This window comes from Brevibacillus sp. TJ4 (assembly GCF_044627595.2).
GTDB lineage: Bacteria > Bacillota > Bacilli > Brevibacillales > Brevibacillaceae > Brevibacillus.
The window spans coordinates 2,395,409-2,420,761 of record NZ_CP185865.1 but is presented as its reverse complement, the minus strand read 5'-3'; the positions used below and the strand labels follow the sequence as shown (position 1 = coordinate 2,420,761).

Genomic DNA, 25,353 nt, shown 5'->3' with positions numbered 1-25,353 from the left:
ACCTTTTGCGCCCAGGAATTATTTCTGGTTTTTTGTACCCATCGATTCGCCGGATGAATAGGCTACAAAATGATATGGATTGAGAAAGATGAAGGGAAGGAAGGACTAATGGCAAATATCAACCGCCGAAAAGGAAACAAAAGCCTCGGGAAAATGCCCAGGACCGACACGACGAGAGATTTGTTTGATGAGTTCGAAATGGGAGTATTCGAGCTTGGAGGTGGGACGACGGGTGGCAAATTGCCAGCACCTACCTTGCATACGATGCCCAAGCAGCCTGTCTCATCCAACCAGACGACCTTTTCCAAGCTGATCAAGGAGCGCAATACCGAGCGTTCCCAAGCGTACGTGTACACAGATGATTTGTCCAATTTCGCGGTCACGACGGAGAAAATTGCCAATCGCTCCATCGACGCTTCCAAGATCAAGCCTGGCGAAATTGATACCCATCATCTGAGGGATTACGCTGTAGACAATAGCAAACTGGTTGATCAAAGTGTCACCTCAAACAAAATTGCGCCCCAGGCAATCCAGAGCGAGCACTTGGGCAGAGGGATCGTAACAGGGGAAGCGATTCAGCATAAAACCATTTCCGGGGATAAGCTGATGGATCGCAGCATTACCTCGGAGAAGCTGGCTGATAAAACGATCGATTCGATGAAATTTGCCGAAGGCTCGATTCATAGCAAACATATCGCAGAGCAAGCGATTTCGACCGAATTGATTCAAGACCAGGCAATTACGTGGGAAAAAATCAAAATGGGCAGTATCCAAAAGGGGAATCTGGCGAACGGTATCATCAATGCCGCGAAGCTGGAAAATGGCGCTGTGACCACTGACAAGCTGCGTGACAACGCGGTTACATCCAGCAAGCTGGAAGAGAACAGCGTCGAGTCGCGCCATTTGAAAGCGGGCAGTGTGAACCAGGCTCATTTGGCGGAGATGTCAGTAGACAGCATTCACCTCATCCCGGGAAGTGTACACGACCAGCATATCGCGTACCAATCGATCTCGTCCGGCCATCTGCAACCCGAATCGATTACCGGTCAGCACATCCGTCCCTTTGCGATCCTGACTGAACATCTGGATCACGCCAGTGTCACAGCAGAGAAAATTGTGCGCGAGGCGATCGACAGCTCGCACCTGAAAAAGTACAGTGTGCAAAGCGCCCATCTGGCTGATGACAGTGTGACCAACGACAAGCTGGCCGTTCGCTCCGTCGAGGAGAGACATCTGACGAATCGGCTGATTGGTCCTGCACACTTGCGGGAACAGATCATCCAGACTCAGCATCTCGCAGACCATACCGTCACCACTGCCAAACTCGCTACGGAATCGGTCGCAACCGACAAGATTACCGACCAGAGCATTACCACTGCTAAACTGGCTGACGGTGCCGTGACCTCCTACAAAATTTCCTCGGATGCGATCAAGACGCGGCATTTGACCAAAGGTGCCGTCACTTCCGATAAACTGGGTCATCATGTAGTTATGTCGGAGCATCTGGCCGAGCAATCCGTGCAGGAAGCCCATCTTTGTGAGGGAGCGGTGTCGGAAGCACATCTGCAGGAAGGCAGCGTGACCAGTGCCAAACTTGCGAATAAAAGCGTAACACCGGAAAAACTTTCATTCCGTGCTGTCCAGACCCACTCTTCTGCGGGAGATGTTCTGCAGCAGTTCGGTTTTATCGGGTTCACGCTATCAGCGGCGCAAAAGCACACAGATGTGGTGATTCGTTTGCCCGAGGCGTTTTCGGAAACGAACTACTGTCTTGTTGCGATGACCAATCAAAGCGGCTGTCATGCCTTTTTGAAACAAACTTCGCGTACCACTGCCATCGTTACCGTGGAGCGCAGCAGCAAAGGGCAGGAAATCAGCGGAATGCTGCAATGGATTGCAATTGGTGAAAAAGGTGTTGGAGTCTGGGAAGAAGAGCTGATAGCAGCAGAAGAGGACCTGTCCGACGAGCAGGAAGAAGTGCTTGAGAACGACCCGGAATCCCAGGGGGAGTCTACTCATCTGCGACGGCACGTGCAATAGTGAATCCGCATATGACACGCGAGAGTGGGGAGCCTTTCTGCCGTGAGCAGAAGGGCTATTTGCATTAGTCAACATAATAATATTACGGTAAACAAACAGGCGGAGAACAATCTATTCTCATTGTCTTTCCTGCTTGTTTGATAGTATAATTGGGAAGCATACCAAGCAGTCATCAGTTGGTAAGGTAAATGGAGGGAAAATGATCCGATGTTGACGACGATTGCCCGTGTTGGGCAGCATGTTGGACAAGAAGTACGGATAGGTTGCTGGCTGTACAACAAGCGCAGCAGCGGCAAGATTTCGTTCCTGCAATTGCGGGACGGTTCTGGTTTTATCCAGGGTGTCGTAGTAAAAGCGGAAGTTGCAGAAGAAGTATGGGAGCGGGCATCGCAGCTCACCCAGGAAAGCTCCTTGTACATAAACGGTGTAGTTCGGGCAGACGATCGTGCCCCGAGCGGCTACGAACTGACAGTAACGGGCATCGAGATTATTCAAATCGCCCAGGACTACCCGATTTCCTTGAAAGAGCACGGGGTCGATTTTCTGATGGATCACCGCCACCTCTGGCTGCGTACGCCACGCCAGCGTGCCGTGATGGCGGTCCGTTCCGAAGTGATTCGTGCGGTGTACGAGTTCTTCCAGGAAAACGGCTTTTACAAGGTGGACCCGCCGATTTTGACGCCTACGTCGGCAGAGGGGACGACCAACCTGTTTCACACCAAGTATTTTGACGAGGATGCCTACCTCTCCCAGTCCGGCCAGCTTTACATGGAAGCGGCGGCGATGGCATTGGGACGCGTCTACTCGTTTGGCCCGACCTTCCGTGCGGAGAAATCGAAAACGCGCCGACACCTGATCGAGTTCTGGATGATCGAGCCGGAGATGGCTTTCGTCGATCACGAAGAAAACCTGCGGATTCAGGAAGCGTTCGTCTCCCACGTCGTGCAGTCGGTACTGCGCAACTGCCAGCAAGAATTGAAGACGCTGGAACGCGATACGAGCAAGCTGGAAAATGTCATCGGTCCATTCCCGCGGATCACGTATGACGATGCGATCAAGCTGCTTCAGGAAAAGGGCAGCGAGATCAAGTGGGGCGACGACTTTGGCGCACCGGACGAGACGGCGATTGCCGAGCATTTTGACAAGCCGGTCTTTATCACCCACTATCCGACCGAGATCAAGGCGTTTTACATGAAGCCGCATCCGGAACGCCCGGAAGTCGTGCTTTGCGCCGACCTGATCGCTCCGGAAGGCTACGGCGAAATTATTGGCGGCAGCCAGCGGATTGACGATCCCGAGCTTCTCGAGAAGCGCTTTGCCGAACACGAACTGTCGGAAGAAGCCTATCAATGGTACCTCGACTTGCGCAAGTACGGTACTGTGCCGCACTCTGGGTTCGGTCTCGGGCTGGAGCGGACGATTGCCTGGATTTGCGGACTCGATCACGTCCGTGAAACGATTCCGTTCCCTCGCATGCTGTACAGACTCTATCCGTAAACACAGCTTGCCTGTAGACGACACACGATTGACACCCTGTTGCTGAAAGGGCAGCAGGGTGTTCCTGTTGGGAAGACAGCTACATAAACGCTTCCTTGCAACTCCAACTCAGAGGTGAAATGACCGTATGGATTCTCACATATTCCAGTTGCTGCAAGAAGGGGCAACCTCGATCTCCAACGTCCTGCTGAAAATGTACAAGCGCATGTCCTTGACAGAAGAGGAAATGATGCTGTTGATTCACCTGCTTTCGTTTCAGCAGGAGGGGAACCGTTTCCCCACGCTGACAGAGCTGGAGGAACGCATGTCCATCTCCGAAATGCGCCTGATCCAGACCTTGCAAAAGCTGCTGAAGGAAGAGTGGCTGACGATCGATGAGTACACCGACAGCCAGACGGGAATGCGGCACGAGCAGTACAACCTGACGCCGCTCTACCGCAAGCTCTATCAAGCGTGGAGGGAGTACGTCGCCCCGGATCAGACGAGCCAGATGGAGGCTGCTGCTGCATCGGCGCTCCAGACTCCTCTGACGCCTGTCGAACCGGTCGGCATCTACGCCCGCTTCGAGCAGGTGTTTGGTCGCCCGCTCTCTCCGTTTGAAATCGAGAGTATTCATATGTGGACGGAACAGGACGGCTACCAGGAAGAGTTGATCCTCACCGCTTTGCGCGAGGCAGCGACCGTAGGAAAATTGCACATTCGCTATATCGACCGAATTTTGTTGGAATGGCAGAAACAAAAAATTACCAGTGTCGAGCAAGCCCGGCATTACAGCCTGCAGTTTCGCCGCCAACAAACGTCACGAGAACATCGCCAGCCGCTTTGATTGCACCCCAATCAGAGCGGTTTTTTCGTGTGTCGGCATGAGCACAGCCGTACCAAAAATCCGCTTGTGTCATAGCATATTACGTAGATGTTCGTCGCCTGCCCTCGCACTAGGCAGGAAGCAGCTAAGCTGGAGGTAATGGTAAATGGAAAAACGTAAAAAATGGGAAGTGCAGCATTGGATAACGCCAGGCGTCTTTTCCGGCCATTATGTCGCGGAAGAGGCGGTCGAGCGGATCAGCACGGCGCAGTCACTGGAAATTTCCGTTCCCATTCCGCAGGCTAATGAGAAGAAAGAAGAGCTCGAAGCACTGCGCCAACAAGTCCATACGCTGCAGGCAGAGCTGCGGGAAGTAAAAGAGCTTCTGGACCGTTGGGAAAAGAAGTCTGCCGAGCTCGAAGCCGAGCATGCCAAGGAGCGGCAGCATTTGTACCAGGTAGTATTGAGCCTAAAACAGGAGTGGGAGAAAGAGCGGAATGAAGATCGCGATCATTAGTCCCGGTCCGTTCTCCGTTCCCCCGGTCAACGGCAGCTCCGTCGAGCATGACATCGACGAAGTGACGAAGAGAATCGGTCACGAGCATCAGGTGACAATCTATACGCGTACTTGCGCTGCCTATCCGCGTTCCACCACCGAAGACAACCGGCGCTATGTACGGTACCGCTACGACGGACCGTCGGCGTACCTGCAAAAAGTGATCCGCGATATTCGCAAAAACCGGCCAGACGTCATTATGGTCGAAAACAGACCGCGCTACGTGCTGGCTTTGAAAAAAAATTTCCCCGATATACCCGTCTTCGTCAACATGCATTCCCATGTGTACGCCTCAAAACGGATGATCAGCAGGCAAAAAATGAAGCGGGTGGTTCGTCTTTCCGATGGCTTTTTTACAAACAGCCATTTTTTGCGCAGTCATTTTATCAAGTCCCACAACATCCCGGAACAGAAGATTCACGTCGTCCATCTCGGTGTTGACGTCACGCCTTACCAATTCGCGGGCGACGACGAGAAGGTGAAGCGTTTGCGAAAAAAGCTGGGCTTGCAAGACGACCAGCGCGTTCTTTTTTATGCGGGCCGATTGATGCGGGCAAAAGGGGTACACGTGCTGCTCAAGGCGTTTCGCCAGGTGAGCAGGCGCGATCCCAAGGCCCGGCTGTTGATCGTCGGCGGTACGGGTTACGGCAGCAACCGGTTGAATCCGTACGTGCGGCAATTGAAAAAGCTGGCGAAGCCACTCGGCAAGAAGGTGAAGTTCGTCAATTTCGTACCGAGCGCAAAAATGCCGCTGTACTACCAGCTCGGAGATATCGTAGCCACTCCGTCCGTCTGGAAGGAAGCGTTTTGCCGGGTGAACCTGGAAGCGATGGCTTCCGGCAAGCCGGTCATCTCGACGCCGCGTGGCGGTATTGGCGAGGTCGTCGCAGACTACAGCAGCGGTTTTTTGGTTCCGCCAAAAGAATGGAGCGAGGCGCTTCCGGTCATTTGGAAAGTCTTGTGGGATATGCCCGACATCCGTCTGGAAATGGGAAAGCGGGCGCTGGCCAGAGCGAGACAATTCTCCTGGAACGCCACTGCCCAAGGCTACATCCATGTATTTGAAGCGGCTATAGGCAAGCAGCAGCAAGCCGAACGCCAACTGAGAAGAGCAAGTTAAAGTTTGCACGGTTCATAGGTTATCGCCCTTTCTGGCTCCCAGTGGACGTTTGCCCTGTCCGAATGAGAACAGGTGCCATACGTTATAAGTATTATCGAGCAAAACTGGGGAGTGATTGTCCTGAAAGGGTTAATCTTATGCGCCGGACGTGGTACCCGATTGCATCCGTTCTCCTATTCGCAACCCAAAACCCTCCTCCCTGTGGCGAATCATCCCGTTTTGCATTCTTGCATTCGCAAGCTGTGTGAAGTGGGAGTCCATGACATCGGGATCGTCATTCACCCTTCTCACGTTCAAATTCCACCACTTGTAGGAGATGGAAGCAAGTTCGGTGCTTCCATTACGTTTATCGAGCAACAGGTGCCTTTGGGCATCGCCAATGCCGTTCAACTGGCACAGCCTTTTTTGCGTGACGATCCGTTTATCTTGCTGTTAGGCGATAACTTGTTGATGGATTCGCTGCACGGACTGACGCGTGTGTTTACCAGCACACAATCCGACGGCGTTGTCATGTTGAGCAAAGTAGACAGACCACAGGATTACGGGATTGCAGAAGTGAAGGAGGGAAGGCTGGTCGGCGTAGAGGAAAAACCGGAGAAGCCGAAGAGCAATTTGGCTGTCATCGGCGCGTATCTGTTCACGAATCCGATCTTTGAGTCGATCGCCCAACTCCAGCCTTCTGCCCGCGGCGAATACGAGATTACCGATGCCATCCAGTCCATGATCGATCGCGGGTATCACATTGCCCACGCCATTACGGAAGGGAAGTATACCGATGTAGGGACGATCGATCGCTGGCTGGAAGCCAACCGCTGGATGCTGACCCGCGAACTGGGTGACACGTACCGGGTTGGGGCTACGAGCGTTGTGGAAAATTGCGAGATCACAGGACCCGTGTTGATCGGGGAAGGATGTACGATCAAAAATTGCAGACTGGGTCCGTACGTATCGATTCAAGACGGCGTCCATTTGGAAAATTGCGTCCACATCGAAAACAGCATCTTGTTGGAAAACAGTTCGTTGCAAGGGGTGGCCTGGAAGGTGCAAAACAGCGTGTTCGGCCGTGAAGCCCACTTGCAAGGACAAACGGATGACAGTAGCGGGGTATTCATCTTGAGCGACAAATCCTCTATTCAAATTCCGCATTTCAATAAGGAGGACGTATGATACCCACGTTTACCGTTGTGATACCGACATATAACCGGGCGAAATTCATTCGCAAGGCGATTTCCAGCGTGCGAAAGCAAACTTGCAAAGATTGGAAGCTGCTGATTATCGACGATGCCTCCAGCGACAATACCAGGCAGAAGGTCGAGAAGTACCTGCATTATCCGAACATCATGTACTACCGTCTGGATAAAAACTCGGGCATTTCCAAGGTGATGAACACCGCCCTGTCCATCGTCGATACCCCGTACATGGTTCAGCTCGACTCGGACGACTGGCTGCCCAAACGAACCCTCGCCATCCTCAAAAAGTATATTCGCAAAAGCAAAAAGAAGACTGCGCTGTTCTACGGAAATGTAAAAGTGTGGAAAATCAGGCGTGGCAAGTACCACAAGCCGTTTCTGATCAAGCACAAGCATTTCCGCAACAAGTACCAGTTTCTCAAATACAACCGCTGGATGGTCGCTCCGCGCTGCTACCGCGTCAGTGCCCTGCGTGAAGTAGGGGGGTGGGACACCTCTGACAAATACGAGGGCAGGATCATGGAGGATCGGCGGATCATTCTACGCTTGATCGAAAAGTATCCGGTCCGCTATATCAATCGGAAGCTGTACAATCGCACCAAGCACAAAGGGCAATTGACCGACGCCAAGATGCGGAAAAAAAGGAATCAACTGCGGCGTCAGACTTTTTCCTACTACCTCAAACGCTGGGGAAACAAGTACAAAGCGGTGTACGGATACAGGGATGGCTATCTGGTGATTAAAAGGCTGAAGAAAGTGAGGCGTCGTCGCCGATGACGAAAGTGCTAGTGACGGGATGTGCCGGCTTTATCGGATCGCACCTGACGCAGCGGCTGTTGCAGGACGGTTTCCAGGTGACGGGCGTTGACGGCTTTCTGGACAACTACGATGTAGCCGAAAAAACGCATAACCTCATGGAGATCGGCAACCACCCAGGCTTCACCTTCCATTCCGCACTGCTTCAGGAACAGCGCTGGAAGGAGTGGCTGGATGGCGTCGAGGTCGTCTACCATCTGGCTGCACTGCCGGGCGTGCGCAGCAGTTGGGGAACAGCTTTTTCCGAGTACGTCAGCCACAATATTCTGGCGACACAAGCGCTGCTGGAAGCGTGTCTGAAGCTGCCAAAGCCTCCGGTGATCGTCGCTTCCTCGTCCTCCTCTGTATACGGAACGATGGGCGGGATGACTGACGAGTCGGCGCCGCTTCAACCGCTCTCGCCCTACGGTGTGACCAAACAGGCGATGGAGCAGATTTGCCAGGTGTACGTCAAGGCGTACGGTCTGCCAGTCACGCTGCTGCGCTATTTCACCGTCTACGGACCGAGACAAAGACCGGATATGGCCTTTCATCGCTTTCTCGTGCAACTGTTGAAGGGCAGGCCGATTCCCGTCTACGGCGACGGTCAGCAAAGCAGAGATTTTACATTTGTATCCGATGCGGTGGAAGCCAATCTGCTGGCGGCTCGCCACGCCCAGCCGGGTGATGTGTTCAATATCGGCGGCGAGCGGGAAATCAAGCTGATCGACGTTCTCTCGCTGATGGGGCAACTGCTCCATTCCACGCCAAACATCGTCTATCATCCCCCTCAGCCAGGGGATTCCCAGCGAACCTGTGCCGACATCGGCTTTGCCAGGAGCAGACTGGGATATCGTCCTACGGTCAGTCTGGAGGAGGGGCTGCGTCTGCAGTTGGAGCATGTGCGCACCCGCTGCAAGAACTAAAGGCAAAAGAGGAACAGGAGGCAAGTCATGCATCGCGTTCTCGTGTATCGCCGAAATTTCCTCCCGAAAAGTGAGACGTTTCTCTACGAACAATTGCTGGGGCATCACGAGGTCAAACCGATCGTGTTGACACGGCAGCGCCTCAATAAAAAGCATTTTCCCTACTCGCCGGTCTACGTCCGCAAACGTATGACCGGCCTCTCCGCTTGGTTGAAGAAAAAGCAGATCAAGTGTCTGCACGCTCGCTTTGGACCAGCCGGGGTGGAGCTGCTTCCCTATGCCCGCCGTGCCAGGTTGCCGTTGATCACCTCGTTCCACGGCTTTGACGCGACCAAGCGGGTAAAGGAAAATCCCCGGTACCGACGAAAATTAAAGCGCTTGTTTCGCAAAGGGAAGGCATTTACTGCGGTTAGCGAACATATGAAAAAACAATTGGTTCGTTTGGGTTGTCCGCCCAATAAAATCACACTGATCCGCTCTGGCATCGACTTGCGCAAATTCCCCATGCTGCCAGCCGAGGAAGTGCGGGACGGCAAGTACCGTCTGCTCAGCGTCGGCCGCCTGACCGAAAAAAAGGGGATGGATACGCTGATCCGGGCGTTTCGCCGGGTGCGTAAGAAATATCCGCATGCGAAACTGATCATCGTCGGGGATGGCGAAGAGAAGCAAAAGCTCAAGCGGATGGTAAAGCGATACAAGCTCGGCAAACAAGTCATTTTGAAAGGCGCTCTGCCGCATCAGAAGGTACAGCGCGAACTGGCCAGGTGCCATCTGTTCGTCATCGCCTGCAAGACTGCGCGTAACGGCAACCAGGAGGGAATTCCCAACGTCCTGATGGAAGCGATGGCTACGGGCAGGCCGGTCATTTCCACCTACCATGCCGGAATCCCGGAGCTGGTGCAAAACAATGTGACCGGATACTTGGTACCCGAGCGCTCTCCTACGAAGCTGGCCCGAAAAATCGAGCAGGTCATCGCAGGCAGGCAGGAATGGCCGCGAATCGTCGCCAAGGCGCGGGAAAAAGTGGAACGAAACCATGACATCGAGAAGCAACGCGCGAAGCTGGAACAACTGTACATGCAGGTTATGAAAAAATGATGGGGTGAAATGATGAAGGTCGCCGTAATCGGAACCGGGTATGTTGGCTTGACGACAGCCGTCTCCTTGGCTATGAATGGCCATCAGGTGATCGGTATTGACGTTGTTGCAAAGAAAATCGAGCAGTTACAACGAGGCCACTCACCCATCTTCGAGCCAGGACTGGAGGAAGCGCTGCAGCACGTTTTGACCGAAAAGACAGTTGCATTTACTACAGACATCAGGGAAGCGACGGAAGCACAGATCATCTACCTGTGCGTCGGGACACCGGAAGCTGAGGACGGAGAGGCCGATCTGACATATGTACTGGCTGCGGTGGAACAGATCAGACAGTTGCATGAGCGCGCGCCCGCTGAACGCATCATTGTGATTAAAAGCACGGTACCGGTCGGCACAGGCGACAAGGTAGCCGAGCTGCTTCGCACATGCGAACATCTGCACGTCGCTTCCAATCCTGAATTTTTACGCGAAGGAAGTGCGCTCCAGGACGCTTTGCACCCGTCGCGAATCGTCATTGGCACAGATGATGAGGTAGCAGCGGAGAAGCTGAGGGAGCTGTACGCCGGAGTAGACGTACCCTGGGTGCAGACGACCCGTGCCAATGCCGAGCTGATCAAGTACGCTGCCAACGCATTTCTGGCGACGCGCATCTCCTTTATGAACGAACTGGCGCGGTTGAGCGCGGTCATCGGCACCGATGTAAGTACGATCGCCGAAGGCATCGGACTGGACAGCCGGATCGGTCCGCAGTTTTTGCGTGCCGGACTCGGCTACGGCGGCTCTTGCTTCCCCAAGGACACGATCGCTCTGCTCCAGGTGGCGAAAAAGAACGGCGTCAGGCTGAGCATTTTGGAGCAGGTGCGCGAGGTCAACCGCACGCAACCGGAGTGGTTTTTGTCCCAGTTGAAAGCGAAGTTGCCGGAGCTTGCGGGTATGCGTATCGCGCTGCTCGGTCTCAGCTTCAAGCCGGATACCGACGACATCCGGGAAGCCCCCTCCTTGAAAGTCATCGACTATTTGCAAAAAGAGGGAGCGCAGATTACCGCATACGATCCGGTAGCCGTGGAGAGCGTTCAGGCGCTTTATCCGGACGTGACTTATACACAAGACCCGTACGACGCCTTTGCCGGTGCAGATGCAGCGGTGTTGGTGACGGAGTGGCATGCATGCATCGATCTCGATTGGGCAAAGGTAAAGGCGAACATGAACAGTCCGCTTCTCTTTGACGGCAGAAATGCGTGGCCCGCGAAAGAATTGCAGGAACGAGGCTTTTTCTACCTGGGGGTAGGAAAGAGCGGAGGCTGATGCGTCCTGTGCGCGTCAGTTTCTTTTTTGTACGGGCAATTGCCTCATCTGTTTGAACCTGGCAGGAGAATACGATACGATAGACGATACAAATACTGTTAGTTGAAATTTGAGGGAGTGAGTCGAGTGGAAAAAACAAAAGCGTTGCCCAAGCGCAGCGAGATCCCCGCAGAGTACAAGTGGCGCCTGGAGGACATGTATCCGACAGATGCGGACTGGGAACAGGATGTGGAAAAAGCGAAAAAGCTGGCAGAGCAAATCGCCGCTAAAAAAGGGACGCTCAGCGAGTCGGGCAAGCAACTGCTCGAAGTGCTTACGCTGCAGGATGAGGTGCTCAAGACACTGGATCAGGTGTACGTCTATGCCCGGATGAGAAGAGACGAAGACAACGCAAACAGCACGTATCAGGGGCTGACTGACCGCGCTACGGCATTGAGCACAAAAGTGTACAGCGCCATATCGTACATACAGCCGGAAATACTGGCCATTCCGACCGAGACACTGGAAAGCTGGTTGAAGCAGGAGCCGGGGCTGGAGCACTATCGTATCTTGCTCGATGAAATTACCCGCTTCAAGCCGCACACGCTCAGTACCGAAGAAGAAGCGCTTTTGGCGAACATGAGCGAGGTTGCTTCGGCTCCTTCGAAAATTTTTGGCATGCTGAACAACGCTGACCTCAAGTTCCCGATGGTAACCGATGAAAACGGCGAAGAAGTGGAGCTGACCAAAGGACGCTACACCCAGTTGATGGAGAGCAAGGACAGGCGGGTGCGCAAGGAGACTTTCGAGGCGCTCTATTCCACATACGGCAAGTTCCGCAACACGATTGCCGCGTCGCTCACCTCGTCGATCAAGACCGACGTGTTTTATGCGCGCACGCGAAAATACAAGTCTTCTCTGCACTCGGCGCTGTTCTCCGACAACGTCGACATTTCCGTATACGACAACCTGATCGCCACCATTCACGAGCATTTGCCGCTGATGCACCGCTACATCGCGCTGCGCAAAAAGGCGCTCGGCGTAGACGAACTGCATATGTACGACCTGTACGTTCCGATCGTGCCGGACGTGGAGATGAAAATTCCGTACAACCAGGCTGTGGAAACGATCAAGGAAGCGCTGCGCCCGCTCGGTGAGGAATATGGTCGCGTGCTGGCAGAAGGATTCTCGCAAGGCTGGATCGATGTGTATGAAAACGAGGGCAAAACGAGCGGTGCCTACTCCTGGGGCGCCTATACCTCGCACCCGTATGTGCTGATGAACTACCAGGACAACGTCAACAACATGTTCACGCTCGCACACGAGATGGGGCATGCGCTGCACAGCTATCACTCCAACCGCGCCCAGCCGTACACCTACGCCGATTACAAGATTTTTGTCGCCGAGGTGGCGTCCACGCTCAACGAAGCGCTGCTGATGGACCATTTGCTGAAGACGACAGATGACAAGCTGAAGCGGATGTACCTGATCAACTACTACATGGAGCAGTTCCGGGGCACGGTATTCCGCCAGACGATGTTCGCCGAGTTCGAGAAGATCGTCCACGCCAAGGAAGAGGCGGGCGAGCCATTGACTGCGGAAAAACTGAGTGAGATTTACCGCGAACTGAATGTAAAATACCATGGCCCCGACATGGTGATCGACAAGGAAATCGAGCTGGAATGGGAACGTATCCCCCATTTTTACCGCCATTTCTACGTCTACAAATACGCGACCGGCTTCTCCGCTGCGACTTCGCTCGCCAAGCAAATTCTCGGAGAAGGGCAGCCGGCTGTGGAGCGCTACCTCTCTTTCCTCTCCGGCGGAAGCTCCGACTATCCGCTGAACCTGCTGAAAAAAGCCGGTGTCGACATGACTTCGCCAGAGCCGATCCGCGAGGCGCTGGCTGTGTTCAAAGGCTTGCTCGAAGAAATGGAGCAGTTGCTTGAAGTATAACAAGAAGATAGCACGGACCTCTGCAGTCAGGAGAACTTCTCCTGGCTGTTTTTTTATGGGCTGATATTGTCCTCCGTCTACAGGATGAGAAAAAGTTCCAACTGCTGACTGTACGAAGGGAAGGAAATAACTGGCACAATGACAAAGGAAATCATTGTAAACCAATTGGAGGAAGTCGAGTGAAAACACGTGTATGGATCATGCTGATCGTCTTTGTGCTGGTTATAACCGGTTGCGGACCGGATGCAGCCGAGCAGCCACAGGAGGAGACAGTCGCCGCAAAACGCGTCGAGGTGTTTACGGTGCAAGACGAGACGGAACCAATCAGCCTGGAGATGACAGGGATTGTCGAAGCAAAACGGGAGGCGCTGCTGTCTTTTCCCGCTAGCGGTACGATCGCGACAGTGAACGTAAGCAAGGGCAGCAGCGTCGCTGAAGGCGAGATTCTCGCGACACTGGATACTCGCTACTACCAAAGTGAGGTGGCGGCTGCGTCCAGCCAGGTGGCGGAAGCTGCAGCCCGCAAGTCGCAAATCGTCAAAGGCGCGACTCCCCAGCAAGTGGAGCAGCACCAGTTGCAGCTGGCAGGGGCGAGAAACCAACTGGAAAAGGCAAAGCAGGATATGGAAGTAAGTGAAAAGCTGTTGGCTGGGGGAGCGATCTCGCACAATGAGTTCCAGGAGCGGCAAAACGCCGTGCAACAGGCAGAACTGCAGGTACGAGACGCCCAGCTCGCTCTGGAGCAAGTGCTGCGTGCAGTGGAACCGGAGGAGATCGCGATTGCCAACGCCGCGATCAGTGCAGCAGCCAGCCAGGTGGATCGGGCGCAAAAAGGCGTAGAGGATGCGCAGATGAAGGCGCCGTTTCACGGGACGATCCTCGACGTATTCAAGCAGGCAGGCGAGCAGATCGCAGCCGGAGAGCAGATGCTCCATCTCGTGGACTTGTCAGAGGTGCGAATAGCGCTCGATGTCACCAGCGACGTCATCGGACAGTATAGGCAAGGACAAGAAGTCGAGGTGCGTGCGGAGGATCAGCAAACGAGTGTCGGGACGATCTCTTACCTCTCTCCGGTCATCGACCAGAAGACCGGAAAATACAGAGTCGAAGTGAGCGTCGACAATCCGGAAGGCTTCTGGCGTCAGGGAATGGTCGCGCGCGTGCTCTCCCCGCGTCAGGTGCAAGGATTTCTCGTCCCGCTGGAGAGCGTCGGCGTAGCGCAGGAAAACCATTTCGTAATGGCTGTCGAGCAGGGGCTGCTCGTGAAAAAAGCGGTGCAGCTCGGACAGCTCATCGGTGATCGGGTGGAAATCGTGTCTGGCGTGCAGGCAGGAGACCAGTTGCTCAGAAGCGGCACGACGTTTTATGTGGAAGGCCAGCGCGTCGAGGTGAAAGGAGACGAACGATGACACGGACGATTCTCTTTTTGCTCAAGCGGCGCCTGATCGTCTATTTGATCACCTCGCTGATTGTCATTGCCGGGCTCGGTTCCTTGTTCAGCTTTCCGATTGAGCTGGTACCGAAAACGAATCTGCCCTGGATCGTCCTGAACATTTCCGGAGGCTCCCTGCCCCCGGAAGAAATGGAAGAGCGGGTCACAAAAAAAGTGGAGCAGGAGCTGAAGGCGCTCGTCGAAATCAAGGAATTTTCATCGACGACGAGCATGGGTCGCGTGCGCATTATGATCGTCGCCCAAGAAGGACAGGGGGAGCGGGTCAAACAGGAGGTGCAGGCGATTGCCAACCGCTTGCGCAACGACTTCCCCGCCGGCGTCGATACAATAGATGTCCGCCAAGACAACCTGGGCACCGAAGCGCTGGTCGACTACGCCTTGGTCGGGTCTGATCCGCAGACGATGCTCAACCTGGCAAAAACGACGATCAAAGAGCGGATCGAAGCGGTGCCCGGCGTGCGGGAAGTTGTAATCCCGGACAGCGACACGCAAGCGAAGATTGCCGTGACGTTTTTGCCGGAGCGGCTGAATGCGTATCAGATGACACCGGCAGGAGTGATCGATCAGTTGCGCAATAGCAACTGGAAGCAGGCGGTCGGCACGTTGGAGAATACGGGCTTTGACACGGTCGTCATGTTCGATCAGACGTACAGCACCGTGCCGGAAATCAAGCAGCTTTTGATCGATACACCGAAAGGAAGCGTGCCGCTTGCGCAACTGGCTGCCGTGGAGGACTTGCGCGGTGTCGAACAGGACTTCACCCGTTTGACAGACGGCCAAGTATTTGTTTACCTGAGTCTGGCGCGAGCGGAGGGCAGCGATCTGATCGAGACGCAGGCCAAGGTCGAGGAGGTCGTCCGTCAGATCAACGCGGAGGCAAACGGGCAGTATGAACTGAGGGTGATGATAGAGGCGGCTTCGTTCATCAACAACGCCGTCAGCAACCTGAGCCGCGACGTGGTGCTCGGAGGAGTTCTGGCGATTGCGATCCTGTTTCTCTTTCTTCGCAATTGGCGGGTCACGCTGGTTATCGCCACGACGCTGCCCTTGTCGGCCTTGATGACGTTTATTGCGATGAAGCTGGGCGGCTACAATCTCGATTTGGTGACACTGATCTCGCTCAGCCTATCGGTGGGACTGATCGTGGATGCGGCAATTGTCGTCCTGGAGAGCATCTACCACTTCCGGGAAAAGGGGGAGGAGCTGCGCGACGCGATTGTCAAAGGCACCAAGGAAGTGATTACCCCGGTATTTACCTCGCAACTAACCTTGGTTGTTGTCTTTTTGCCCCTGGTGCTGGCGGATTTTGAGGACTGGCTGCAGCCGATTTTGTCGACGATCGCCTTTACAGTGACGTCTGCGATCGTTGCGTCAACTGTAGCTGCCTTTTTCTTCGTCCCGATTTTTTCCGAGCGGTTTTTGCAAAAGGACAAAAACATATCACTGGAAAAAGAGCGTAAGGATTCGCTGATCGTGCGCGCGTTCCAGCGGGTGCTCTCCGTCGCGCTGCGCCACCGCAAAAAGAGTCTGCTGGCCGCTGTCGCGCTGTTCGTCGCCGCAGGTGCGATGCTGCCGTACGTGAAGATGGGGCAGGGGATGGACGTCAACGAAAATCTCGTCTTCGCCACGATGGAGTTTCCCAGAGGGACCGACTTGGCAGGAGCCAAGCAGCTATCATTGCAGGCAGAGCAGCAATTGCGCGAGCTCCCCGAAGTAAAGGACGTCTTTTCGTTCGTAGGCGAGACTGAGGCTGAGCTGTTTATCGCACTAAAAGGAAAAAAGGAGCGCAGCAAGGGCAAGGAGGAGCTGACAGAAGCGATCAATGAGCGGTTGAAATCGCTCCCCGGGGTGGAGAACATCACCACAGCGTACGGCGGACAGGGAACAGAAGCCCCGATCCAGCTCGACATCAAGGGGGATGAGATCGAGACGATGGCGACTGTCGCCGCCGATGTAGAAGCGATGCTGGCGGCAATACCGGGCATTACCAACATTCGCAACGACATCGAATCAGGGCAGGAAAAAGTGACACTCGTCCCTAGACGCGAAGCGCTGGCTCGGATCCAAGTTGATCCCCAGTCTTTGCTGCAGCAGGTCGCGGTAATGATGGGTGAGCAGGCGATCACTACGGTAACACAGGAAGGGATCGAACTCGATGTCGTGGCGCGCATGCCGCAGCAATGGCTCAAGCACCCCGAGCAGCTTCGCCAGATTATGATCGTTGCGCGAGACGGCATACAGGTCCCGCTGCATGAGCTGGTGGATGTGACATACGGCAAGACGCCGGTGGCCATCTCGCGTGAACAAGGGCAAAAGGTATCGACCGTTTACGCCGAGCTGTCCGGTATCGACCTGGGAACAGCGGGACGGGCGATTGCCGAATCGCTGCCTTCTGTAGTCGTCCCGGCAGGCTACCAGGTCGAGATCGCAGGCAAGCTGAAAGAGCAAAGCGCCAACCTGACGCAAGGGTTGTTCGTTTTCGCTGGCGTCATCGCTCTCATTTACGTCATCATGGTGGCGCAGTTTGGCCGTCTCTCCCAGCCGCTCATCATCATGCTGACCATTCCGATGGCTCTTGTTGGCGTCGTCATCGGCTTTGTGCTGACCCAGCGGATTTTTGGGGAAATGGCGATGATCGGGATGATCATGCTGATCGGCATCGTCGTCTCCAACGCGATTTTGCTGATCGACCGGATCAACCTGCTGCGCTCCCGCGGAATGGAGCTGACCCCGGCGATTGTGCAAGGAACGAAAGATCGCGTGCGTCCTGTTATTATGACGAAGCTGACGGCGATTCTCGGCATGCTGCCGATGGCGCTGGCGATGGCAGAAGGCTCCGATTTGGAGGCGCCGCTGGCCACAGCCGTGATCTCCGGCCTGATCTTTCACACCCTCGTGACGCTGGTGCTCGTTCCTGTCTTGTACTCGTTGTTCGAAGGAGCAAAGGAGAAGCGGATAGCGCGCAGAGCATCGCGCAGCACTTTGGTCGCGAAGCCAAACATGGCGGGGTCGCTCGAGTAGACTAGAAAACGATAAGGTCGGACGCAGAAAGCGAGTTTGCGTCCGGCTTTCTCTTTTCCGGCGTGCAAAAATTCTGTAAAATAGTATAGATAGGTTTTCCACAGGCAACAGACATGGAAGGGGAGATACATATGGATTTGCATTTGGCTGGACGGACAGCGATCGTACTGGCGTCTACGAAAGGATTGGGAAGGGCGACGGCGACCTGTCTTGCACAGGAGGGCGCCAATGTGACGATTTGCGGTCGTGACGAGGCGGCATTGGCAGCATTGCAAAAAGAACTGGAGCAGGCGACAGGACGCTTGCCACTCGCCGTCGTGGCAGATGTGACCAAGGTTGAAGACATTAACCGGATCGTCGAGGAAACGGTGGCTCGCTTTGGCAGCGTCGATATTCTCGTCAACAACTCCGGCGGACCGACACCGGGTACAATTGACTCTCTGACGGACGAGCATTGGGTGAAGGCGTTTGAACTGAACCTGCTGAGCTATGTCCGCGCGATTCGCGCCGTGCTTCCGCACATGCGGGCCAACAAGTTCGGGCGGATTGTCAATTTTACCTCTTCCTCGATCAAACAGCCGCTGGAAAACCTGATCTTGTCCAATACGTTCCGTACGGGCGTGGTCGGATTGGCCAAGACACTGGCGACCGAACTCGGTCCCGACGGCATCCTGATCAACACGATTGGACCAGGCCGAATCGCCACCGATCGCGTCGCCCAACTCGACGAGATCAGTGCGCAAAAGGCGGGGACTACTCCCGAACAAATCAAAGAGAGAGAAACAGCGCAAATTCCGCTCGGACGTTACGGTCAGCCGGATGAATTCGCTCGCGTCGTGACGTTTTTGGCATCCCCGGCCAACAGCTATGTGACCGGACAATCGCTGCTCGTCGATGGCGGATTGGTCAAAGCGCTGTAACTTGGCACATAACACCTGGAAGGGGGAGGTTGCATGAGCAAGGAAAGCTCGTTTGACATCGTATCGAAGGTCGATCTGGCAGAAGTGAGCAACGCCATCAACATCGCATTGAAGGAGATCGAGAACCGCTTTGATTTCAAGGGCAGCAAAAGCAGCATTTCCCTGGAAAAAGAAGAGATCGTCCTCATCTCCGACGACGAGTTTAAACTGGGCCAGGTAAAGGACATCCTGATCGGCAAGCTGATCAAGCGGGAAGTCCCGGTGAAAAACCTCGACTACGGGAAAATCGAACCTGCCGCAGGCGGTACGGTGCGCCAGCGGGTCAAGCTGGTTCAGGGCATCGACAAGGACAACGCCAAGAAAATAACCGGGATAATCAAGGATACGGGGCTCAAGGTAAAGACGCAGATCCAGGACGACCAAATCCGTGTGACCGGCAAGAGCAAGGACGAGTTGCAAATGATCATTGCCGCGATTCGCAAGGCAGACCTGCCGCTGGAAGTCCAGTTTCTCAACTATCGATAAATTGCTAGAAAAGTTTTGCTTCTAACTCTCTGCCTTTTTGCGTATGCATGTACAAATAAGTGACAAGCAATCGCGAAAGGGAGAGTAGGGGATGAAGGTCTTTATCGTCAGTATGCGCAATCTCATTTTGGGTGGAATCGTTTTCCTGATCGTGCTGGTGGCAGGGATCGTCTTGCTGGTGAAGGATCCGCTGAACGTCTCTGACTCTTACAGACCGGGGGCAGAGAGCATCACGGCTTCCGCTCTCCCGGTAGAGACGCCGGGCGGAGCGGAAAAACCATCCTTGTACCTGGATGTCAGCGTCGACGGTACGACAGCAGACGTATCTTTGCTTACACAAAATTTCGAGTTTGTTGAGGACGATATGGCGATTCCGATCTACGGGCAAGGACACGCACATCTGTACCTCAACGGCGAGGAAAAGGGAATGATTTACCAGCCGGAATTTCTCCTGAAAAACCTGCCCAAAGGGGAGCACGAGCTGCGCGTAGAACTGAATTACAGCAACCACCTGCCGTACAAGATCGAGGCGGTCAAGTATTTCGTGGTGGAGTAAGGGAGAAGCGTTCCGATGATGGGACGCTTTTCTTTTTTGTATCAGGCAGGAATATATTGGATCAGGTAGAATTTTTTGCGAAACAAACAATCCAAACGATCTGCGTGGAGGTGTTCGCATGCTGCGGGAAATCACAATTGGCGACTTGCTCGACGAGACTGCACAGAAGTATGCACAAAGGGAGGCACTCGTGTATCAGGAGAGGGGCCTTCGCTATACGTACCAGCAGTTTCAGCAAATCTGCAATCAGGCAGCCAGAGGACTGATGTCGCTGGGAATACAAAAAGGGGACAACATAGCCATCTGGGCGACCAATTTGCCGGAGTGGGTTATCACCCAGTTTGCCTCGGCGAAGATGGGTGCCGTCCTGGTCACGGTCAATACGAGCTACCGTACCCATGAGCTGGAATATTTGCTGCGCCAGTCGGAGTCCGTGACGCTGCTGTTGATGGATGGATACCGCGATGCCAGCTACCTGGACATGATCCGCGAGATTTGCCCGGAGCTTGCCCACTGCAAACCGGGAGAATTGCAGTCTGCCCGCCTGCCTCATCTGAAGAACGTGATCTACCTGGGCGAAGAGCAGCAGCCGGGCATGTTCACCTGGCGAGATGTGCTGGAGCGCTCTGCACTGGTCGATGAGCAAGCATTGAGCGCCAGACAGAAAACGCTTACACCGGATGAAGTGATCAACATGCAGTACACCTCGGGTACGACCGGCTTTCCCAAAGGGGTGATGCTCTCCCATTACAACATCGTCAACAACGCGATCAAGGTCGCGGAATGCCAGCGGCTCGGTCCCGAGGACAGGGTGTGCATTCCCGTGCCGTTTTTCCATTGCTTTGGCTGCGTGATGGGAACGCTGGCATGTGTGGCGACGGGTGCGACGATGGTTCCGGTCATCTCGTTTGACGCCGGGACAGTCCTCTCCGTCGTGGAAAACGAACGCTGCACGGCGCTCTATGGGGTGCCAACGATGTTCATTGCCGAAATCAACCACCCGAGCTTTGCCGAACGCGACTTCAGCTCGCTGCGGACCGGGATCATGGCTGGCTCGCCTTGCCCGACCGAGGTCATGCGCAGCGTCGTAGAAAAAATGGGTATCCGTGAGATTACGATCTGCTATGGTCAGACCGAATCATCTCCGGTCATTACCCAGACCCGCCCCGACGATTCCATCGAGCGAAGAGTGGCGACGGTCGGCCGTGTCCATGAAGATGTCGAAGCGAAAGTGATCGATCCGGCGACCGGTGAAACATTGCCGCCGCATGTGCAAGGAGAGCTGTGCACCCGCGGCTATCTGGTAATGAAGGGCTACTACAACATGCCGGAACAGACCCGGCAGGTGATCGACGAGGACGGGTGGCTGCATACAGGGGATTTGGCGACAGTCGATGAAGACGGGTACTTCCGCATCACGGGCAGGTTAAAGGACATGATTATTCGCGGCGGGGAAAATATTTATCCGCGCGAAATCGAGGAGTTTTTGTACACACATCCGAAGGTGCTGGATGTGCAGGTGGTCGGCGTACCGGACCCGGTATACGGTGAGCAGGTACTGGCTTGCATCCGCGTGAAGCCGGGCGAGGAGCTGACGGAAGCGGAGGTGCGGTCGTATTGTGAAGGAAGGATCTCCCGGTTTAAAATTCCGCACTACATCCAGTTTGTCAGTGAATATCCGATGACGGCGTCAGGGAAAATCCAGAAGTTCAAGCTGCGCGAACAGGCGATTGAGGCGCTTTCGCTTGCCGTGCACCTAGCCGAGACAAAAGATCGGGCAAATTCCGGGTGAGATTTTGTGCGCTTCCGTGGGCGTTTTCCTTCGTTGCCTGCCACTCCGACGAAATGGGCAGCTTGCCAAAACCAAGCGAAAAGATGAAGATAGAGGTGAGCTGTACATAGATTTGGTCAGGTAAAGGAACGACGACGGAAAGGACGCGGAAACGATGGAATATCGACTGTTGGAACCAAACGATGCAGAAATGCTGGCAGCAATCCGCCTGGAATCACTGAAGCTGGAACCGGAGGCGTTCGGGTCCAGCCTGGCAGAGGCAGAGCAGGTGACGATCGAGGAGTGGCAAGCCCGCCTGTCCCCGGACAATCTGTCCAACAGCGGCTACGTCGGTGCATTTGCCGACGGCGAGCTGATCGGGATTATCGGCTATTTTCGGCACAAGGGAGAGAAGCTGCGGCATAAAGCGGCGCTCGTCTCCATGTATGTAAGGCGCTCGTATCGCGGCAGTGGCGCTGCAAGCGGGTTGATCCAGACGGTACTGACGCATCTGCGCACGTTGGGCGACATCCAGCAAGCGCAGTTAGCAGTGGTTACAGCCAATCAGGCGGCGGTACGGCTGTACGAGAAAATGGGCTTTCAGCCGTACGGTCTGGAGAAAAACGCCCTGAAGGCAGGGGACCGTTACCTGGACGAGACCCTGATGTACATCTTCCTGTAATGAAGTGAAGAAGCTGGGCAAAGCAAAAGGCATGGCAGCAACAGTTTGCTCCATGCCTTCGCTTCTGAGAGGGAATTATTGGCGCGCGGCCTCGTAGGCGGCGATTTTATCTTCGTATTGCAAGGTGATGCCGATATCGTCGAGTCCGTTCAGCAGGCAGTAGCGGCGATAGGAATCGACTTCAAACGGGTAGGAGAGACCATCCTCGTCGCGTACCACTTGCTCTTGCAGATCGATCGTAAGCTGGTAGTTTTTCTTGCCTTGCGCGCGCTTGAACAGTTCATCCACTTGTTCTTCGCTCAGCTTGATCGGCAAAATGCCGTTTTTAAAGCAGTTGTTGTAAAAAATATCGGCAAAGGAAGGCGCGATGATCGCGCGGAATCCGTAGTCGAGCAACGCCCAGGGCGCATGCTCGCGGGAGGAGCCGCAGCCGAAGTTGTTGCGGGCCAAAAGGACAGTCGATTCCTTGTACTCCGGCTGGTTGAGGATAAAGGATTCGATTTCTTTGCCATCAGCCGTAAAGCGCCATTCGTAGAACAGGAATTGTCCAAAGCCGCTGCGTTCAATCCGTTTCAAAAACTGCTTGGGGATAATGGCATCAGTATCTACGTTGACACGATCGAGTGGGGCAGCCACTCCGGTATGGATCACAAACGGGTTCATTGGAATACCTCCTTGCTAGCGTTCTCGCGTTTCCATTGGCGCACGTCGACGAAGTGGCCGGCAATTGCCGCTGCGGCAGCCATTTCTGGACTTACGAGGTGTGTGCGTCCGCCGCGTCCTTGGCGTCCTTCGAAGTTGCGGTTGGATGTGGATGCGCAGCGCTCGCCTTCCGACAAAATGTCCGGGTTCATCGCCAGGCACATCGAGCAGCCGGATTCACGCCAGTCGAAGCCCGCTTCCTGGAAGATGACATGCAAGCCCTCCGCTTCCGCCTGTTGTTTTACTTTTTGCGAACCAGGCACGACCATTGCATGTACGTTTGGCGCCACTTTGCGGCCTTTCGCCACTTCTGCTGCCTTGCGCAAGTCTTCGATCCGGCCGTTGGTACAGGAGCCGATAAAGACGCGGTCGATTTTGATCTCGCTCATCGGAGTTCCAGGAGTCAGGCCCATGTACGCCAGTGCGTCCTGAGCTGCTTTACGCTGAGCGGTTGATTCGAACGAATTCGGGTCTGGAACGGTTTTGGTGATGTCTGTACCCATGCCAGGGCTGGTTCCCCAGGTTACTTGCGGAGCGATGGAAGCAGCGTCGATTTCCACGACAGCGTCATACGCGGCGCCCTCGTCGGTAACGAGTTGTTTCCATGCTTCTACAGCTGCCAGGAAGTCTTCGCCCTGTGGTGCGTAACGCTTGCCTTGCAGGTAGTCAAATGTCGTTTGGTCAGGAGCGATCAAGCCAGCGCGCGCACCGCCTTCGATGGACATGTTGCAGACAGTCATCCGCTCTTCCATCGTCAGCTTGCGGATCGCCTCGCCAGTGTATTCGATGACATAGCCTGTTGCGAAGTCTGTTCCGTATTTTGCGATAATCGCCAAGATTAAGTCTTTCGCCGTCACGCCAAATGGCAGTTCGCCGTTTACGCGCACTTCCATCGTTTTCGGCTTCAATTGCTGCAAGCATTGGGTAGCCAGTACATGCTCGACTTCACTGGTCCCGATACCGAAGGCGAGAGCGCCAAAAGCACCGTGGGTAGAGGTGTGGCTGTCGCCGCAGACGATCGTTTTGCCTGGAGTGGTCAAGCCCAGTTCAGGACCGATGACGTGAACGATCCCTTGGTCCGGACTGTTCAGGTCGGCGAGAGTGATACCGAACTCTTTGCAGTTGTCTGTCAACGTCTCCATTTGCTGGCGGGAGATCGGGTCTTTGATGTTGAAGCGGTCAGCCGTCGGGACGTTGTGGTCCATCGTGGCGAAGGTCAGGTCAGGGCGGCGTACTTTGCGGCCTGCGAGTCTGAGTCCCTCAAACGCTTGCGGCGAAGTCACCTCGTGTACCAGGTGCAGATCGATATAGAGCAAGCTCGGTTTTCCTGCTTCTTCATGGATTACGTGATTGTCCCAAATTTTCTCAAACATCGTACGGGGTTTCATCATGTTTTCTCCTCCTTCGTGCGAAGAACTCTTATCAAGGTTGTATCATGGCAAAGAAAATAGATCAAAGATATAATTATTATGCGTTGGATAGTTTTTGCCTATCGGGAGGTTTTTATGGAGTTACGTCAAGTTCGTTATGTGCTGGCAGTCGCGGAGGAACGCAGTTTTTCCCGCGCTGCAAACCGACTTCACCTGGCCCAGCCGTCGCTGAGCCAACAGATTGCCAAACTAGAAAAACTGCTCGGGGTGGCCTTGTTTCATCGACTGCCGCAGCATGTAGAACTTACCGATGCCGGTCAGCGATTTGTGCAAGTGGCGCAAAATCTGGTCGATATGGCTGACGGTCTGGAGCGGGAGATGCGCTCCTATGCGGTTGGCGAGAGCGGCAAGCTGCTCGTGGGGAGTTTGCCGATCACTGGCGCGTACGTGCTGCCCCATGTCATCTCGGATTTTACCCAGCAGTTTCCAGGTGTCGAACTGCAATTGATGGAGGACACTTCCAGTCATCTGGAGCAATTGCTGGTCAGAGGGAAAATCGATGTAAGCCTGCTGACGATGCCGATCGGGGACCCGTCGATCGAAGCGATTCCGGCGATCAAGGAAGAAATTTTTCTCGCCCTGCCGCCGCAGCATCCGCTCGCCGAGCAGGAGGAGGTCGACTTGGCTGAACTGGCGGATGAGCCGTTTATTCTGTTAAAAGAAGGACAAGGCTTCCGCACGATCTCGCTGCGCCTCTGTGAACAGGCGGGATTTCGCCCGCGAATCGTCTTCGAAAGCAGCAACATCCAGACCGTACAGTCGCTGGTCGCAGCCGGCATGGGAATCTCCTTTGCGCCGAAAATGATCACGCGTGCGCCCGGAGCGATCCATCCGCCCGTCTACCGCCATCTGACGAGCCACCCGAGTCGCACGCTCGTGGTAGCCTACCGCCGCGACAGACCGATGTCCCGCCCGGCGGAAGCGTTCGTCCAGATTCTCGTAAAAAAGGGAGAGAAGCTGTAGCAGTGCGGCCAAGTGCCGACTCCCACAGACAAACAGGAAACGCTGTGATACACTAGTGCCAAA

21 protein-coding genes are annotated in these 25,353 nt (G+C 54.7%); 19 read left to right on the top strand and 2 right to left on the bottom strand.

The annotated features are described in order from the left end of the window. The first annotated feature begins 108 nt into the window (after positions 1-108). From ACAF76_RS11755 to ACAF76_RS11670, 18 genes are all read left to right on the top strand, one after another. Positions 109-2,040 carry a WIAG-tail domain gene (locus ACAF76_RS11755; RefSeq protein ID WP_400163739.1) on the top strand — a complete coding sequence of 644 codons (1,932 nt, stop codon included), beginning with the start codon at positions 109-111 and terminating at the stop codon, positions 2,038-2,040. 207 nt (positions 2,041-2,247) lie between these two features. Then, a complete protein-coding gene (asnS, locus tag ACAF76_RS11750; RefSeq protein ID WP_400163738.1) occupies positions 2,248-3,537 on the top strand; it encodes an asparagine--tRNA ligase in 1,290 nt (429 codons plus the stop codon). Between the two features lie 127 nt (positions 3,538-3,664). Further along, positions 3,665-4,363, top strand: coding sequence for a DnaD domain-containing protein (locus ACAF76_RS11745; RefSeq protein ID WP_400163737.1), 699 nt, complete (start codon positions 3,665-3,667; stop codon positions 4,361-4,363). A 145-nt stretch (positions 4,364-4,508) separates the two neighbouring features. After that, complete coding sequence (locus ACAF76_RS11740) at positions 4,509-4,859, top strand: hypothetical protein (RefSeq protein WP_400163736.1); 351 nt, start codon at positions 4,509-4,511, stop codon at positions 4,857-4,859. Further along, positions 4,840-6,018 carry a glycosyltransferase family 4 protein gene (locus tag ACAF76_RS11735; RefSeq protein WP_400163735.1) on the top strand — a complete coding sequence of 393 codons (1,179 nt, stop codon included), beginning with the start codon at positions 4,840-4,842 and terminating at the stop codon, positions 6,016-6,018. The genes ACAF76_RS11740 and ACAF76_RS11735 overlap by 20 nt, the downstream gene beginning before the upstream one ends. Before the next feature lie 120 nt (positions 6,019-6,138). After that, positions 6,139-7,185: a glucose-1-phosphate thymidylyltransferase gene (locus ACAF76_RS11730; RefSeq protein WP_400163958.1), complete on the top strand. Its 1,047-nt coding sequence runs from the start codon at positions 6,139-6,141 to the stop codon at positions 7,183-7,185. Continuing rightward, complete coding sequence (locus ACAF76_RS11725; RefSeq protein ID WP_400163734.1) at positions 7,182-7,985, top strand: glycosyltransferase family 2 protein; 804 nt, start codon at positions 7,182-7,184, stop codon at positions 7,983-7,985. The genes ACAF76_RS11730 and ACAF76_RS11725 overlap by 4 nt, the downstream gene beginning before the upstream one ends. Beyond that, positions 7,982-8,929, top strand: a complete 948-nt coding sequence (locus ACAF76_RS11720) for an NAD-dependent epimerase/dehydratase family protein (protein ID WP_400163733.1) — start codon at positions 7,982-7,984, stop codon at positions 8,927-8,929. The genes ACAF76_RS11725 and ACAF76_RS11720 overlap by 4 nt, the downstream gene beginning before the upstream one ends. Before the next feature lie 27 nt (positions 8,930-8,956). Beyond that, positions 8,957-10,027 carry a glycosyltransferase gene (locus ACAF76_RS11715; RefSeq protein WP_400163732.1) on the top strand — a complete coding sequence of 357 codons (1,071 nt, stop codon included), beginning with the start codon at positions 8,957-8,959 and terminating at the stop codon, positions 10,025-10,027. 12 nt (positions 10,028-10,039) lie between these two features. Continuing rightward, positions 10,040-11,332 carry a UDP-glucose dehydrogenase family protein gene (locus ACAF76_RS11710; RefSeq protein WP_400163731.1) on the top strand — a complete coding sequence of 431 codons (1,293 nt, stop codon included), beginning with the start codon at positions 10,040-10,042 and terminating at the stop codon, positions 11,330-11,332. Positions 11,333-11,458: 126 nt separating this feature from the next. Continuing rightward, on the top strand, positions 11,459-13,267 hold the full coding sequence (pepF, locus tag ACAF76_RS11705) for an oligoendopeptidase F (protein ID WP_400163730.1): 1,809 nt from the start codon (positions 11,459-11,461) through the stop codon (positions 13,265-13,267). A 179-nt stretch (positions 13,268-13,446) separates the two neighbouring features. Continuing rightward, the gene (locus ACAF76_RS11700) at positions 13,447-14,676 is read left to right on the top strand and encodes an efflux RND transporter periplasmic adaptor subunit (protein WP_400163729.1); all 1,230 of its coding nucleotides are present in this window, start codon (positions 13,447-13,449) and stop codon (positions 14,674-14,676) included. After that, positions 14,673-17,741 (top strand): efflux RND transporter permease subunit, encoded by a 3,069-nt coding sequence (locus tag ACAF76_RS11695; RefSeq protein ID WP_400163728.1) that lies wholly within the window; start codon positions 14,673-14,675, stop codon positions 17,739-17,741. The genes ACAF76_RS11700 and ACAF76_RS11695 overlap by 4 nt, the downstream gene beginning before the upstream one ends. 131 nt (positions 17,742-17,872) lie before the next feature. Further along, positions 17,873-18,661, top strand: coding sequence for an SDR family oxidoreductase (locus ACAF76_RS11690; RefSeq protein WP_400163727.1), 789 nt, complete (start codon positions 17,873-17,875; stop codon positions 18,659-18,661). A 33-nt stretch (positions 18,662-18,694) separates the two neighbouring features. Further along, the gene (locus ACAF76_RS11685) at positions 18,695-19,186 is read left to right on the top strand and encodes a YajQ family cyclic di-GMP-binding protein (RefSeq protein WP_400163726.1); all 492 of its coding nucleotides are present in this window, start codon (positions 18,695-18,697) and stop codon (positions 19,184-19,186) included. A 91-nt stretch (positions 19,187-19,277) separates the two neighbouring features. Continuing rightward, positions 19,278-19,742 (top strand): hypothetical protein, encoded by a 465-nt coding sequence (locus ACAF76_RS11680; protein ID WP_400163725.1) that lies wholly within the window; start codon positions 19,278-19,280, stop codon positions 19,740-19,742. A 118-nt stretch (positions 19,743-19,860) separates the two neighbouring features. Next, the gene (locus ACAF76_RS11675) at positions 19,861-21,534 is read left to right on the top strand and encodes an AMP-binding protein (protein WP_400163724.1); all 1,674 of its coding nucleotides are present in this window, start codon (positions 19,861-19,863) and stop codon (positions 21,532-21,534) included. 154 nt (positions 21,535-21,688) lie between these two features. Continuing rightward, positions 21,689-22,195, top strand: a complete 507-nt coding sequence (locus ACAF76_RS11670) for a GNAT family N-acetyltransferase (RefSeq protein WP_400163723.1) — start codon at positions 21,689-21,691, stop codon at positions 22,193-22,195. A 75-nt stretch (positions 22,196-22,270) separates the two neighbouring features. Here the strand turns inward: ACAF76_RS11670 and leuD are convergent, their stop codons facing one another. Both leuD and leuC read right to left on the bottom strand, forming a co-directional pair. After that, positions 22,271-22,858, bottom strand: coding sequence for a 3-isopropylmalate dehydratase small subunit (leuD, locus tag ACAF76_RS11665; protein ID WP_400163722.1), 588 nt, complete (start codon positions 22,856-22,858; stop codon positions 22,271-22,273). Further along, positions 22,855-24,285 carry a 3-isopropylmalate dehydratase large subunit gene (gene leuC, locus ACAF76_RS11660; RefSeq protein ID WP_400163957.1) on the bottom strand — a complete coding sequence of 477 codons (1,431 nt, stop codon included), beginning with the start codon at positions 24,283-24,285 and terminating at the stop codon, positions 22,855-22,857. Before leuC ends, leuD begins: the two co-directional genes overlap by 4 nt. Positions 24,286-24,402: 117 nt before the next feature. On the opposite strand from leuC, the gene ACAF76_RS11655 reads away from it, so the two are divergent. Next, on the top strand, positions 24,403-25,290 hold the full coding sequence (locus tag ACAF76_RS11655) for a LysR family transcriptional regulator (RefSeq protein ID WP_400163721.1): 888 nt from the start codon (positions 24,403-24,405) through the stop codon (positions 25,288-25,290). Positions 25,291-25,353: the final 63 nt, after the last annotated feature.